Origin of the sequence: Microbulbifer zhoushanensis, assembly GCF_021729055.1 — a bacterium.
Lineage (GTDB): Bacteria > Pseudomonadota > Gammaproteobacteria > Pseudomonadales > Cellvibrionaceae > Microbulbifer > Microbulbifer zhoushanensis.
In genome coordinates this window covers 341,109-355,886 of record NZ_JAJSAO010000002.1, presented here as the reverse complement: position 1 = coordinate 355,886, position 14,778 = coordinate 341,109, and the positions used below count along the sequence as shown (strand labels likewise).

The 14,778-nt window shown below is 61.2% G+C and carries 12 protein-coding genes; 4 read left to right on the top strand and 8 right to left on the bottom strand.

Annotated features, from left to right (window positions below):
* The first annotated feature begins 150 nt into the window (after window positions 1–150).
* Window positions 151–411 (top strand): GlsB/YeaQ/YmgE family stress response membrane protein, encoded by a 261-nt coding sequence (locus tag LVD10_RS05185; RefSeq protein ID WP_237062174.1) that lies wholly within the window; start codon window positions 151–153, stop codon window positions 409–411.
* Between the two features lie 226 nt (window positions 412–637).
* Window positions 638–1,516, top strand: a complete 879-nt coding sequence (locus tag LVD10_RS05180; RefSeq protein ID WP_237062172.1) for an NAD-dependent epimerase/dehydratase family protein — start codon at window positions 638–640, stop codon at window positions 1,514–1,516.
* A gap of 54 nt (window positions 1,517–1,570) precedes the next feature.
* Here the strand turns inward: LVD10_RS05180 and LVD10_RS05175 are convergent, their stop codons facing one another.
* From LVD10_RS05175 to LVD10_RS05150, 6 genes are all read right to left on the bottom strand, one after another.
* Window positions 1,571–1,954 (bottom strand): RidA family protein, encoded by a 384-nt coding sequence (locus tag LVD10_RS05175; protein WP_232940235.1) that lies wholly within the window; start codon window positions 1,952–1,954, stop codon window positions 1,571–1,573.
* A 142-nt stretch (window positions 1,955–2,096) separates the two neighbouring features.
* Window positions 2,097–4,217 (bottom strand): bifunctional GTP diphosphokinase/guanosine-3',5'-bis pyrophosphate 3'-pyrophosphohydrolase, encoded by a 2,121-nt coding sequence (gene spoT / locus LVD10_RS05170; protein ID WP_232940234.1) that lies wholly within the window; start codon window positions 4,215–4,217, stop codon window positions 2,097–2,099.
* Between the two features lie 40 nt (window positions 4,218–4,257).
* A complete protein-coding gene (gene rpoZ / locus LVD10_RS05165; protein ID WP_232940233.1) occupies window positions 4,258–4,524 on the bottom strand; it encodes a DNA-directed RNA polymerase subunit omega in 267 nt (88 codons plus the stop codon).
* Window positions 4,525–4,691: 167 nt separating this feature from the next.
* Window positions 4,692–5,312: a guanylate kinase gene (gene gmk / locus LVD10_RS05160; protein WP_237062157.1), complete on the bottom strand. Its 621-nt coding sequence runs from the start codon at window positions 5,310–5,312 to the stop codon at window positions 4,692–4,694.
* Between the two features lie 301 nt (window positions 5,313–5,613).
* Window positions 5,614–6,858, bottom strand: a complete 1,245-nt coding sequence (locus LVD10_RS05155) for a sterol desaturase family protein (protein WP_232940230.1) — start codon at window positions 6,856–6,858, stop codon at window positions 5,614–5,616.
* Between the two features lie 112 nt (window positions 6,859–6,970).
* Window positions 6,971–7,561, bottom strand: a complete 591-nt coding sequence (locus LVD10_RS05150; protein WP_232940228.1) for a TetR/AcrR family transcriptional regulator — start codon at window positions 7,559–7,561, stop codon at window positions 6,971–6,973.
* Window positions 7,562–7,717: 156 nt separating this feature from the next.
* Between LVD10_RS05150 and LVD10_RS05145 the strand changes: the two genes are divergently transcribed.
* Both LVD10_RS05145 and ahr read left to right on the top strand, forming a co-directional pair.
* Window positions 7,718–8,260: a carboxymuconolactone decarboxylase family protein gene (locus LVD10_RS05145; RefSeq protein WP_237062148.1), complete on the top strand. Its 543-nt coding sequence runs from the start codon at window positions 7,718–7,720 to the stop codon at window positions 8,258–8,260.
* Window positions 8,261–8,380: 120 nt separating this feature from the next.
* On the top strand, window positions 8,381–9,388 hold the full coding sequence (gene ahr / locus LVD10_RS05140) for an NADPH-dependent aldehyde reductase Ahr (RefSeq protein ID WP_232940225.1): 1,008 nt from the start codon (window positions 8,381–8,383) through the stop codon (window positions 9,386–9,388).
* Between the two features lie 72 nt (window positions 9,389–9,460).
* On the opposite strand, the gene LVD10_RS05135 is transcribed toward ahr, so the two are convergent.
* Window positions 9,461–11,635 carry a S8 family peptidase gene (locus LVD10_RS05135; RefSeq protein ID WP_305080573.1) on the bottom strand — a complete coding sequence of 725 codons (2,175 nt, stop codon included), beginning with the start codon at window positions 11,633–11,635 and terminating at the stop codon, window positions 9,461–9,463.
* 615 nt (window positions 11,636–12,250) lie between these two features.
* Entirely contained in the window at window positions 12,251–14,323 is a 2,073-nt protein-coding gene (locus LVD10_RS05130; RefSeq protein ID WP_305080374.1) for a S8 family peptidase, read from the bottom strand.
* Between the last annotated feature and the right edge of the window lie 455 nt (window positions 14,324–14,778).

Below are 14,778 nucleotides of genomic sequence, written 5' to 3'. Positions count from 1 at the left end.
TTCATATAAAACCGCCCTCTGCCAGCCCCTGGCGTGACCGAGGATACTTTTTTGATCTCTTAGAAAAAATTGCTATAAAAAACCCCTTTAAGAGGAAAAAGGCGCGCAAATTTGCTATACGTGTAAGGACACACTGAGTGGAGAGCCACCATGGGTATTTTTTCGTGGATTATTCTTGGCCTGATCGCCGGCGCGCTGGCCAAGTGGATTATGCCCGGCCCCGACCCGGGCGGCTGGATCGTCACTTTGGTCATCGGGATCATCGGTGCGTTTATCGGCGGCTGGCTTGGTTCGCTGGTGGGCATCGGCGGTCCGGTTAGCGGGTTTGGCCTGGGCGATATTGTGACGGCCACCATCGGTGCACTGATTTTCCTGTTTATCTATCGCAAGCTGAAGACCCGCGGCGGCTGACCCGCCGTGGCGCCCCGGGGGCAACGCAGGCGGGCCTGCCCCCGGTAGTGCCCCGGCTTGTGTCGTACGCGGCGCCCGAACTGTGCTGGAGGTCGAGGAACCCCGGTGTAAACAGTGACACACTTATCGGGCCGCGGGTTCCGCTGCATAACAATGGCTCGGACTGTATTTCTTGGGGGGTACCGCATGGTGACGGCAGGATGGCCGGTTGCCTGCGGAGTTGCTGATGAACAAACAAAAGCTCTGGATTTTTGGCTGCGGTGACCTGGGTGCCCGCCTGGCGCTGCAGCTCGATCGCAATGCCTACGAGGTGTACGGCGTCCGCCGCAATCCGTTGGTGGCCCTGGCGCGCAAGCGCCGGGCCGACGCGGTGCGCTGGCGGCGCGGTGATGCCACCAAGCCGGAAGACATCGAACGGTTGTTGGCCGGTGGCGCCGATGTGGTAATGGCCACTTTCACTCCCGATGAATACACCACCGGGGGCTACCAGCGGGCTTACGTCGATACCGCGACCGCCATGGCCGAGGCCCTCGGCAATCTGCCAAACCCGCCGCGCCTGCTGATCTGGGTATCGTCCACCCGGGTCTATGGCCAGGGCGGTGACGAGTGGATCGACGAGCGTACGCCCCCGATACCCACAGGGTTCCAGGGCGACATGCTGCTGGCAGCGGAGGAAATCATCCGCAAGGCGGTCCCGGATACCTGCGTGGTGCGTTTCGCCGGTATATACGGTCCCGGGCGCGATCGGCTGCTCTCCCAGGTGCGCGCCGGCCGGTGTGCACCGCCGCACCCGCCGCAGTTCAGTAATCGTATCCACGTGGACGATTGTATCGGTTTCCTGATTCACCTGATGGAGAAGCAGCGCCAGGGATGGACTCCCGAGCGCCTCTACATCGGTGCGGACTCGCATCCGGTACCGATGCATGAGCTGCAGCACTGGCTGGCAAGGGTGATGGGCTATACGGGAGCGCATTTGCGCGAGGAAGTGCAGACCAGCCAGCGCCGCTCGAAGAAGCTCAGCAACCGGCGCATGCTGGAAAGCGGGTATGAACTGAAGTACCCGGATTACCGGAAGGGCTACAGCGCCCTGCTGGACATAGACTGAAGCCCGGCGCGCGCGGGCGGTGATGCCGCCGCGCCGGATCCCCTGGCGATCGGCTCAGATCACCATTACCGCTTCCGCCTCAAACAGCGCGCCTTTGGGCAATTCCTTAACCCCAACGGCCGCCCGCGCCGGGAAGGGCTCGTCAAAGCAGTCGGCCATGACGGCGTTTACGGTGGCAAAGTCACTCAGGTCGGTCAGGTAGAGATTCAGCTTGACGATATGTCCCAGCGAACCATTGGCTGCCTCGCAGACCGCGCTCAGGTTGGCGAACACCTGCCGTGCCTGGGCCTCAAAGCCGCCCGGTACGATTTCCATGGTTTCCGGGTCCAGCGGGATCTGGCCCGAGATGTAGACCGTGTTGTCCACCTTGACGGCCTGGGAATAACTGCCAATAGCGGCCGGTGCCTTATCGGTTTTTATTACCGCGCGATTAGGCATGGGTAACTCCAGTGTTTGCTGAAAAACGAAGCGGGGCAATATAGCGCGACTGGTGGGTTTTGGGGAGGGCGTCGGCCATTGGCCCCCGGATAAAGCAGAAGTTTTGCGTCGGACGGTGAAAAATCCGCCACTTATCCCAAAATCATCCCGGGCGCGCGATGCGGATCACCGAGGGCAGGTTGCGCAGGCGCCGCATGACGCGCGCCAGGTGGACCCGGTTGCCGACCTCCAGGGTCATCGCGATGACACTGTTATGGGCGTCTTTCTCGTCCACATGGATCTGCTCGATACTGGCGCCCTCTTCCGTGATACGCGTGGCAAGGCGCGCGATGATGCCCCGCTCCGATTCCACTTCCACCCGCACGTCGGCCAGGAACTCACCCTTCACATCCGGTGACCAGTTCACCAGCATGATGTTTTCCGGGTGATCGCGGAAGTCATTGGTGTTGCGGCAGGTATCGCGGTGCACCACCACGCCCTTGCCGGAGCTGATATGGCCGATGATGGTGTCGCCCGGGATCGGCCGGCAACAGCGCGCAAAGCTGATCAGCATGCCCTCCTGGGCGTCGATGTTCAGCGGCGAGGAGATATTGCTGGCCTCGGTCTCGGCGCTGCCGGCCGGTACCAGTAGCTTGGCCGCCGAAAAGGCGACCTTGTTGCCCAGCCCGATTTCCTCCAGCAGCTTGTCGAGGGTCGCGCACTTGGCTTCCTTCAGGCCGCGCTGGAGCTGTTCTTCGCCCAGCTGGTCGAGGCTGGTGTTGAACTTGAGCAGGGCCTTTTCCAGCAGTCGCCGGCCCAGGGCGATGGAGTCGTGGTGGCGCTGGTGCTTGAGATAGTGGCGGATGGCACTGCGCGCCTTGGCGGTAACCACGAAGTTGAGCCAGTTGGGGTTCGGCTGGGCATTCTTGCGGGTGAGGATTTCCACCTTCTGCCCGCTTTCCAGCGGTTGCGACAGCGGTGCCAGCCGCTGGTTGATGCGTACTGCCACACAGGAATTGCCGACATCGGTATGCACCGAGTAGGCAAAATCCACTGCGGTGGCGCCCGCTGGCAGGTCGATGATCTCGCCCTTGGGGGTGAACACGTAGACCTCGTCCGGGAACAGGTCGATCTTCACGTTCTCGATAAATTCCAGCGAGTCACCGGCACGCTGCTGCATTTCCAGCAGTCCCTGTACCCAGCGGCGCGCGCGCACCTGGCTGGTGCCGCCGGTATTGATCACCTCGTCGCCGGAGGCCTTGTACAGCCAGTGCGCGGCGATACCGCTGTTGGCCATCTCGTCCATTTCCTTGGTGCGGATCTGTACTTCGATCGGCACGCCGTGCATGCCCAGCAGAACCGTGTGCAGGGACTGGTAGCCATTCGATTTGGGGATGGCGATATAGTCCTTGAATTCGCTGATCACCGGCTTGTAGAGGTTGTGGATAACCCCGAGCACCCGGTAGCTGGTGTCCACGCTGTCGACAATGATACGGAAGGCGTAGACATCCATGATTTCCTTGAACGACTTCTTCTTCGCGCGCATCTTCTGGTAGATGCTGAACAGGTGCTTCTCGCGTCCGATTACCAGCGCGTCGATATTCTCCCGCTGCAGGCGCACCTCGATGGCATTCTGGATCTTCTCCAGCAGTTCCTTGCGGTTGCCGCGTGCCGCCACCAGTGCCGCGCGCAGCCGGCTGGCCCGCAGCGGGTAGATGGCAAAGAAGGCGCGGTCCTCAAACTCGATACGCACATCGTTCATGCCCAGGCGGTGGGCGATGGGGGCATAGATCTCGAGGGTCTCGCGGGCGATTCGTACCCGCTTCTGCGGCTTGAGCGCGCCAAGGGTGCGCATGTTGTGCAGCCGGTCAGCCAGCTTTACCAGGATCACGCGGATATCCCGTGCCATGGCCAGGGCCATTTTCTGGAAGTTCTCCGCCTGTTTTTCCGCCGGGCTGTCGGTCTCGAACTGGGTCAGCTTGGAGACCCCGTCCACCAGGTCGGCCACCTCGTCACCGAACTGCTCCTGCAGTGCGGCCTTGGGAATGCCGGTATCCTCGATCACGTCGTGCAGCATGGCCGCGGCCAGGCTCTCGTGATCCATGTGCATGCCGGCCAGGATGGTCGCTACCGCCAGCGGATGGGTGACATAGGGCTCGCCGGAACGGCGCTGCTGGCCCTCGTGGGCCTGCTCCGCGTAAAAGTAGGCGCGGCGGACAATCTGGATCTGGTCGGGGGGCAGGTAAGAAGAGAGGCGATGGGCCAGACTATCGATGGTATGCAAAGCCGCGCTCGCCTCCCGTTGCTACAGATCTGAGGATCGCTTACAGGTCCTGTTCCGGCAGGTACGCGGGCGCCGGCGCCCGTGCCACCGGGGCCTCTTCCTCTTCCGGCTCGTCAAGGATGCTGGCGTCCACCAGCCCTTCCTCGATTTCACGCAGGGCGATCACGGTGGGCTTGTCGTTCTCTTCCTCCACCAGCGGATCGCGGCCACCGGTGGCAATCTGGCGGGCGCGCTTGCTGCCCACGATGACGAGTTCGAAGCGGTTGTCGACGTGCTCGAGGCAGTCTTCAACGGTAATACGTGCCATAGATCTAGTATTCCATTGCAGTGCTGCCGGCCCAGCGGCCGGGAGCGAATTCGGTACAGGGCTCGCGGTTTCCTGTTGCCTTGCCGGGCGCCGGTATCCGCGGGACCGGGGAGTTTACCGTACTGTACAGTGTACGTAAATCGAGCAGTGACGTGTTGTCGGTGGCGTCAGTTGCGATTGAGCAGCGCCTGCAGCAGGTCGCCATGGCGCTCCTGCTGGCGGCCGAGGCGCTGGCGCTGGGAAGTCACCACCGCCCGCAGCTCTTCCAGTGCTTGCTGGAAGTCATCATTGATCACCAGGTAATCGGCCTCGACGTAGTGGGACATCTCATCGATGGCCTGCGACATTCGCCGCTCGATCACGCTTTCGTCATCCTGGCCGCGCCCGGTCAGGCGCTCGCGCAGTGCTTGCTGGGAAGGCGGCAGGATAAAGATGCCGACTGTTTCCGGCAGCAGCCGGCGGACCTGGGCGGCCCCCTGCCAGTCGATTTCCAGGATGACGTCGCGGCCGCTGTCGAGGGTCTCCTGTACCCATTCCTGCGACGTGCCGTAAAAGTTATCGAACACCTGCGCGTGCTCCAGGAAGGCATCGCGATCCAGCATTTCCAGGAACGTCTCGCGCCCGACGAAGTGGTAGTTGACCCCATTCTGCTCGCCCGGTCGCATGGGGCGCGTGGTATGGGATACGGACACGGTCACCTGGGGGTCGCCGTCGACCAGGGCCTTCACCAGGCTGGTCTTACCGGCGCCGGAAGGTGCGGATACGGTAAATAGGGTTCCTGCTTGCACAACTGTTCCTGTCTCGGGGCAAATGCGCGGAGATTATAACCGAATGACCCGGGCAGCAGGGCCTTACTGTGGCCGGCCTGGGGAGAGACGGGATAGGTGCCGGAACGGTACTCGAAGGAGCACGTGAACCAGGCTGCACCCCGGCCGGGTTGGGGGGGGGAAGTGTTGGGATTTTCAGCGACGCCGGAAAACCATACTGACAAACTTCGTGGTACCTGCGTCGCTGAGCCCGGCCGGGATCGCCCAGCGGAAACCTGCCAACCACCTCAAACCCCCTGTGGTAGGCGTCAGCTTCCTGTTGCTAATCGCTAACGTGGGCGACTGTATCCTCTTTGCCGGCAAAAGCCAACCACCACCAGGCCACCAGGCTCGCCAGCGCATAGCCGAACACCCAGGGGCCGGCGGCCGGCCCCGCAAGGGGGGCCGCCAGTAACAGTAACGCCAGTCGCGAGATCTCCCAGTAGTGGCTCCGGGGGTGGCCATCGAGGATCCGTCCATTGACTACCAGGCCGGCAGCCACCAGCAGTACGGCGGTCAACAGCTCGGCGTAGCTCATGTCGGCAGCCTGCCAGAGTAGCAGCAGGGTGGCAGCCGAGTAGGCCAGGTGCTGGACCAGGGCATAGATACGCCGCCCGGGGTCGATACGGGGGTCAAAGCGCTGGAACTGCTCCAGGTCAGACGAGGGCACGGGCATCGCCGCTTCGGCATCCGCCGGGCGGTAGCCGGTGCGACGGAACCAGAGTGTCAGCTTGTCCCACCAACTGCGGGTATGCCAGGCGTCCAGGGCCATGCGCTTGTAGTGCTGCAGGTTGGCCGCCAGCGGGTCAAAACTGTTCAGCGGCTTGCGCACGCCGTAAATGCACGGCTCGTCTTCCAGCTCCTCCTGGTAGGTGCCGAAGAGGCGGTCCCAGAAGATAAACACACCGCCGTAATTCCGGTCGACGTAGACCCGGTTCTGCGCATGGTGCACCCGGTGGTTGGACGGCGTAACCAGGATCCACTCCATCCAGCGTACCTTGGGGAATTTCTGCGTGTGGACCCAGAACTGGTAGATCAGGTCGATGGCACCGGCAGTCACCAGCATCTCCGCTGGCAACCCGATCAGTAGCAGCGGCATGTAGAAGATCCAGCCGATGGGCAGGCCACCGCAGGGCTGGCGCAGGGCGGTGGTGAGGTTGTAGTCCTCGCTCTGGTGGTGCACCAGGTGATCCGCCCAGAAAATATTGATCTCGTGGCCGAACCGGTGCTTCCAGTAGTAACAGAAATCGTATGCCACTACCGCCAGGAACAGGTGCCAGGGATTGTCCATCGACCAGTTGAACCCCGCCAGCTGGTACCAGGGCTGCAGCATCTCGTGCAGGGGGATATAGATGACCAGCAACAGGCCAGCCCGCACCAGGCCCGAGAGGCGGCTCAGCACCCCCGCGCCCAGGCTGCCAATGGCGTCATTGAGCCGGTACAGGCCCCAGCCTTTCCAGCGGTCGAAGGCCAGCTCCACCAGCACGGCGAGCAGGAAAAAGGGAATGGCTAGGGTGACGAGACTCACGGCGACCTCTTGTAGTTCTTATCCCGTATCGGACCCACGACTTTGCCACAGTCGCCGGGGGCCGCAAACGGCTACGGGAGGCGGATTTCGGAATCCGTTAGCTCGCGCTGGCTCATTGACTGATCTCCGGAGTGTCGAACAGGTGCCCGACGATTTCATTGACAGCTGCCCGGTTGCCGGTGGCGCGCAGGTAGCTGCGCAGGCCGATCAGCTGGACCTGTAGTTGGCGCGCCAGGAGTGCGGCATCTGTGTGGGTGGGCAGTTCGCCACGGGACACGGCGCGTTCCACCTGGGAGCGGAATTCCGCTTCCGTCGCCGCCAGTAGCTGGCGGGTTTCCCGCAGCAGTTCGCCTTCCTCTTCATCCAGTTCCGACAGGGACTTTGCCAGCAGGCAGAGCTCGCTGGGGGCATCGTCACCCCCTTCCAGCAGGACCCGCCGGAAAAACACCTGCAGGCCGCCTACGACGGTGTCCGCCGCCGCCAGGCTCCGGGCCAGTTGCTCCGTCATATTGGCGGCGTAAAACTGTAAAACTTCGCGGAAAAGTCCCGACTTGCTGCCAAAAGCTGCATAAATGCTGCCCGGACGCATATCGATCGCCTGCTGGATATCCCGTGTCGAAGTGGCATGGAAGCCCTTCTGCCAGAACAGCCGGGTGGCCTTCTCCAGCACCTGACGACGGTTGAATTTTGCGGTATTGGCCATAACCCCTCCGCTTGAACACCTGCTCAAAGTCTACCGGGGGCTGCGTGGGTCGGCAAACATCCAAAGGGGTTGAGCGGTCGCTCAAATATGGGTTACGCTTCTTCCCTCTTGAGCGATCGCTCAAGTAGAAATCCGTTGCAAGCTGGAGGTACAGCGATGACAGCATTCCAGATCCATGACAAGGACACCGCCCCGCAAGCCAGCAAGCCCCTGCTGGATAAATCCATCCAGGCCTTCGGCTCGATCCCCAACCTGCATGGTGTGATGGCCGCCGCGCCCACGGCGCTTGAGTCTTACCAGGTGCTGCACGAGCAGTTCCTCAACACCTCGTTTTCCGCCGAGGAAAAGACGGTAGTCTGGCAGACCATCAATGTGGAGCACGGCTGCCATTACTGCGTACCGGCCCACAGCGCCATTGCCAAATCCATGAAAGTGGACGATGAAATCAGCGAGGCCCTGCGCAACAGGACTCCGTTGCCCGACGAGAAACTGGAAGTCCTGCGGGATACCACCCTGGCGGTGGTGCGCGATCGTGGCGTAGTCGCCGACGAGGTGCTGCAGCGTTTCTACGACGCCGGCTACACTCAGCAGAATCTGCTGGAAATCATCGTGGGCGTGGCGCAGAAAGTGATGAGCAACTACATCAACCACTTTGCCGATACGCCCGTAGACAAGCAGTTCCAGGCATTTGTGCGCTGAACCGGCGCACACCTGCCCGTGCCGGTGATCCCGGCGCGGGCGGTCCTTGCCATGTTCTACGCTTCAGGGTTTTGATTGCGCACACACCCTACCCTGCCAGATAACACAATGGAGTAACGTATGATCAACGCTTATGCGGCGCGCGAAGCCGGTGGCGAGCTGTCCCCGTTCCAGTACGATCCGGGTGAGTTGCAGCCCGGGCAGGTGGAGATCGAAGTGATGTACTGTGGCCTGTGCCACAGCGACCTGAGCATCATCGACGACGAGTGGGGAATGTCCCAGTACCCGGTGGTGCCGGGCCATGAAGTGGTTGGCCGCGTTGGCCAGCTGGGAGGACAGGTTACACACCTGCAGCAGGGCCAGCTTGTGGGGCTCGGCTGGCATTCCGGATATTGCAATCACTGCCACTCCTGCAACTCTGGCGACCAGAACCTGTGTGCCGAGGCCCAGCACACCATCATCGGCCACCACGGTGGCTTTGCCGACAGGGTGCGGGCCGATGCCAACAGCGTGGTCCCCATCCCGGACAATATCGACCCGGCCAAGGCGGGTCCCCTCTTCTGTGCGGGCATTACTGTCTTCAACCCGCTGGTGCAGTTCGATATCAAGCCCAACAGTCGCGTCGGGGTGATCGGCATTGGCGGCCTCGGTCACCTGGCCCTGCAGTTCCTCAATGCCTGGGGCTGTGAGGTGACGGCATTTACTTCCAGCGCATCCAAGCGCGACGAAGCCCTGGAGCTGGGTGCGCACCATACGCTGGATTCGCGCGATGAGGGTGCGGTTGAGGGCGCTGCCGGTCGCTTTGATGCCGTCCTGTCGACGGTCAACGCCAAGCTCGACTGGAACCTCTACCTGTCCACGCTGAAAGCCCGCGGTCGCCTGCACTTTGTCGGCGCAACCACCGACCCGCTGGACCTCAACGTATTCCAGCTGATCCTCAGCCAGCGGCAGGTATCCGGTTCACCGGTGGGTAGTCCCGAAACCATCGCGCAGATGCTGGAATTTGCCGCACGCCACAAGATCGAACCCAAAGTGGAAATGTTTCCGATGAGCAAGGTGAACGAGGCGCTGGAGCGGCTCAAGAGTGGTGATGCCCGCTATCGTATCGTGCTCGAGGCGGGGAAATAGGATCGCCGGGAGCTGTCCCTGAAACGGGAAAGGCCGGCATGGTGCCGGCCTTTTTTTGTGCCCGGGTTTTACTCAGGGAGTCGCCTGGGCGTCAAGTGAGACACCGGAATAATCCGAGTATCCCTGCACGCTGATATACCAGGTGCCCGCCTGCGGGTTGTCGATGCTGCAAGTCTCGCTGTTACCGTTGCGGTATGGACGGCAGACGTAGTCCTGGGTCGTGGGCTGGGAGCCGAAATTGACGTACAGGTCCGCATCGCCGCTGCCACCGGACATCTGCACGTCCAGGGTGCTGCTGCCAGCCGCTACTTCCAGCGGAAAGTGCTGCCAGGAACCGGCCGCGCCGGAAAGGTCGCTTTCCACAACGCTGCTGGCACCGCTGCCGCTGTTCTCCTGGAAGCTGCCCACCAGGCTTACACCGGAAAAGCTGTTATAGGCCCGCAGCATGACGTGGTAGGTGCCTGCCTGGGGCGTGGCAAAAGTACAGGTTTCACTGTTGCCGGTGCGGTAGGGACGACAGTCGTAAGCCTGGGTGGTGGGCGCCGAACCAAATCTTACATACAGGTCCGCATCGCCGCTGCCGCCATAGGTTTCAAACTGCAGGTCGGAGGCGCCGGCGGGCACTTCCATGGTGAACTGCAATTCGGTGCCCTGGACTGCCTGCAGATTGTCCACCGCTACCCCGTTATAGAGCGCGTCATCGCCGGGTAATGGGTCAGTTCCCCCCCCGTTTACGGCGGCCACTGCCGCAGAGGCGTCGACAATGCCGGTTCCACACTGGTTACAGGTGGCCGGGAAGCTGCGCGCGGTGCTGGCCAGTACCGATTCCACCTCGTCTGGCGTAATCGCCGGGTCCAGCGAGTAAAGCAGAGCCGCGGCACCGGCTACATGCGGGGTTGCCATGCTGGTCCCCTGGTAAAAGGCGTAGTTGTCGCTTTCCGGTCCCTGGCTGCCGCTGTTCAGGGTCGACAGCACGCCGTTCGAGGAAACCGAGGTATCACCACCCGGCGCCGCGACGTCGACAACATCGCCATAGTTGGAGTACCAGGCGCGTCCGCCGGAGCGGTCCACCGAGGCAACCGTTACCACACCGTCACAGTTGGCCGGGTTGGCATTACTGGCATTGGTGTTGGAGTTGCCTGCGGCCACTACCACGGTTGCCCCCAGGCTACGCGCCGTATTAATGGCGTTCTGGGTGGTGTTGCCGCAACTGCCGCCACCGCCAAGGCTGAGGTTGAGTACCTGGGCCGGGTTGGCATTGGCCGGTACGCCTGCCACTGCACCGCCGGCGCCCCAGATCATTGCGTCGGCAATGTCAGATGTGTAACCGCCACAGCGACCCAGCACGCGGATCGGCACCACTTTCGCCTTGTAGGCTACACCGGCAATACCGGCGCCATTGTTGGTCGCCGCCGCCACGGTGCCGGCGACGTGGGTGCCGTGCCAGCTGCTGCCGCTCTCGGGCTCGCCTTCACCACAGGCCCCGGCAGGAGCCCAGTCGCCGGGATCCAGTGCGTCGCCGTCGCGCCCGTCGCCATCCTGGGCAATGGTGCTGTCGGAAATCATGTCATAGCCCGGCAGCAGGTTATCCAGCAGGTCCGGGTGTGGGCGATAGCCGGTATCGATAACCGCAACCACGACGCCCTCGCCCTGGGTGGTGTCCCAGGCATCTGGCAGGTTGAGGCCTGCGGTGGGCTCAAAATAGTGCCACTGCTCGTTGTAGCGGGGATCGGTTGGCACGGCCTGTGGCTTGAGCAGCAGGTCCGGCTCTACATACTCGATCTCCGGGTCCTGGCGCAGGCGCTGCATGATAGCGCCGAGGTCACGGGCGTTTGCGCCCTTCTCCAGACGAAGCAGCTGCGCACCAGTGGCCAGGCGACGCATGTGCTTGAGTTTTGCCCCGGCGTTGCGGGACAGGCGGCTGACCGCGGTATCCGACATGCGCTGTGCAGCCATCGCCGATGCGGAAGCCCCGGGGACATTCTTGTATTTCACAATCAGCCGGTCGGTAACAGCGGCTGTGTCCGCTGTCGCAGTTGCCATACTGGTTGCCGGCACCTCTGACGGTGAGCGGGTTTCTACAGCGAGGCTGTTACCGGCGGCCACCATGGTCAGCAAGCCGGCCAGGGCCCGCGACAGGGTGCCGGGTAAATTACCACGGGTATTTCTCGATAGGGTTGTTATCTGTTTTCGTTGTTTTGTTTTGGTTCTCATTACTTCCAGGTTCTCCAGAATGATACGTTCCATTGCAAATTGCTTTTGGCAAATCGCGACGATTGAATCTTTTCTTGCAGGCCCTCCTCTGTTGCTGAATTGAGTAGTGAAATTTTTTAAATTTGCTATCCGATACTGCGGCCCACGCAATAAAAAAGCCGCAATCAGCGGCCGGGGATCTCTGCGTGTCCTGATAATGGTGAAGATAAAGGCTGTAAACGGAAAAGGCCGTTACTTCCTCATCATGTTTGGAAGGCTGACGTTGCTTTGCGCGCCAGAATGTTTCTAATTCAAATTGCTCGATTTTTAGTGGTAAAAATTAACATATGAAAACTTTCCTCACAGATGGGTTTTGCCAGATATAAGAGCTATTCGAGCAGCGAGAATTAAAACGTTTTCTTCTATTTACTAGATAATAGAAAAGGTATTTTTAATATTGGTGCTCACTTTTCATTGGCTGGTAATGTGCTGCGTTGAGGCAAAAGAGGCCGGAAATACCACTGACGGGTAACGTTTACCGGTAATGAATGGGCAACTGGAAAAGCCCTTCAGGTTTTCACCCGGACAGGCTTCGGACTCGTGCTCGCCACCTGAAAAAAAGCCGGCATCAGGGATGCCGGCTTTTACAGTCAGTATGACCTGGGTGGATTACTCGCTCGCCTGGGCCTCTACAGTGACGCCAGAGTAGGCGTCATAGGCCCGCAGGCTGATATACCAGGTACCGGCCTGTGGGTTGCTGATGGAGCAGGTCTCACTGTTGCCCCAGCGATAGGGCCGGCAGTCGTAGCTGCTCGTGGTGGGCTGCGAACCAAACCGAACATACAGGTCGGCGTCACCGCTGCCACCAGACATATTCACATCCAGTGAGGTCATGCCGGCATTCACCTGCAGGGTGAAGTGCTGCCACGAGCCAGTGGCGCCGGAGAGATTGCTCTCGGTCCACCCGGTCGGTCCACCACTGCCGCCGCCGCTCTCGTCAAAACTACCCACCAGGTCCACACCGGAGAAGCTGGTATAGCCCCGCAGCATCACGTGATAGGTACCGGCCTGGGCATTGGAGATGGAGCAGGTCTCGTTATTGCCGTTCAGGTAGGGACGGCAATCATAGGTCGAGGTGGTTGGTGCCGAGCCAAAGCGGACGTAAAGGTCAGCATCGCCGCTGCCACCGGAAATCTCGAACTGCAGGTTCGAGGCTCCCGCCGGCACTTCCAGGGTGAAGAAGAGCTCGTCGCCGCTGTTGCCGGACAAACCGGTCTCTGCCACGCCATTTTCCAGCACGCCGGTACCGGGATCAGGATCGGGGCCGCCACCACCGGAAACTGCCGCCACCGCAGCGGCCGCATCTACAATCCCGGAACCGCACTGGCTACAGGAGGAGGGGAAGCTGCGGGCGGTATCGCTGAGGATGGATTCCACCTCGGTGGGTGTCAGTGAACCGTCGAGCGCGTACAGCAGTGCCGCGGCACCCGCCACGTGCGGGGTGGCCATGCTGGTGCCCTGGTAAAAGGCATAGTTGTCACTGCCCGGGCCCTGGCTGCCACTGTTCAGTGTGGACAGGACGCCGTTGCTGGACACCGAGGTATCACCACCAGGTGCGGCCACGTCCACGACGCTGCCGTAGTTGGAATACCAGGCGCGGCCACCGGAGCGGTCGACGGAGGCTACCGTCACCACGCCCGAACAGTTAGCCGGCGTGGCATTGCTGGCATTGGTATTGGAGTTACCGGCAGCAACCACCACTGTTGCACCCAGGCTGCGGGCAGTGTTGATGGCATTCTGGGTGGTGCTGCCACAGGAGCCGCTGCCACCCAGGGACAGGTTCAGTACCTGGGCCGGGTTGGCATTGGCGGGGACGCCACTGACATTGCCGCCGGCGGCCCAGATCATGCCGTCGGCAATATCCGAGGTGTAGCCACCGCAGCGACCCAGAACCCGGACCGGTACCACTTTAGCTTTGTAGGCAACACCGGCAACACCGGTGCCATTGTTGGTGGCAGCGGCAATGGTGCCGGCCACATGGGTGCCATGCCAGCTACTGTTGCTGGCCGGAGAACCGGAGTAGCAGGCACCTGCCGGGGCCCAGTCACCCGGGTCGCTGGCATCGCTGTCCCGGCCATTTCCGTCCTGCCCTACGGTAGCGTCGGAAATCATATCGTAACCCGGCAGCAGGTTATCCACCAGGTCGGCGTGGGGGCGGTAGCCGGTATCCAGTACCGCGACATTGACGCCCTCACCCTGGGTGGTGTCCCAGGCAGTGGGCAGGTTCAGGCCGCCGGTGGCTTCGAAATAGTGCCACTGCTGGTTGTAGCTGGGATCATTGGGGGTGGCCATGGGTTGCAACAGCAGGTCCGGTTCGGCGTATTCCACGGTCGGGTCCTGCTGCAGGCGGCTGATGATGGCCGCCATGTCAGCACCGCCACGGCGGTTCTCCAGTCGCATCAGCTGGGCGCCGGTAGCAAGACGCCGCATATGCGACATTTTTGCACCGGCCACCTGGGACGCACGCTCAATGGCGGTTTGTGACATGACATTGGCGGCCCCTATCTGCGCATTGTCCTTGTACTTGATGATGATGCGGTCGCTGACCATGGGGGTACTGGCCAGGGCGGCGGAGGGCTGGTTCGTTTCCACCGCGAGTGCCTGCAGGGAGAAGGAGGCACCCAGCGCAATAACACTGCTGGCTGCCACAGTCCCGATCAGTTTTTTTATCGGATGCTTCATTGTTTCTCGGTTCTCCATAATTATTATCGACCTTTCCCCTTGTGGGGGGCAGGTCACAATTTCAGCGGCAAAGCCGCTTCTAGAGACTTCCTTGACTGAATAAATTTGCTTAAACCTGTGCTGAACCTTCTCTCAGGAGACCTTAACCGGTCACGGCTTGCCGGGTTCACCGGCCTTTCTATTGCCAGCACCAAGCAGTGACGTTGCAGTAATATTTCCCTCAATAAAAATGCTGGGAAGTCGAGGATAGGGGCGCCAGAAAAAGAGAAAGAAAACTGGAAAGATGATTCTTATTCCAGAGTTGAGAATTGGTCGTGGTTCACCCTGGATGGCTTGCGAGCCTGATCAATAAATCGGAGAAGAATTGGGTGGGAGTATTATGGATATTCGCTGTTCGAATATTTTTGAAAGTGTCCACGCTGGTGACGGGAGCCTGGGGCTCCCGTCCAGCCGGT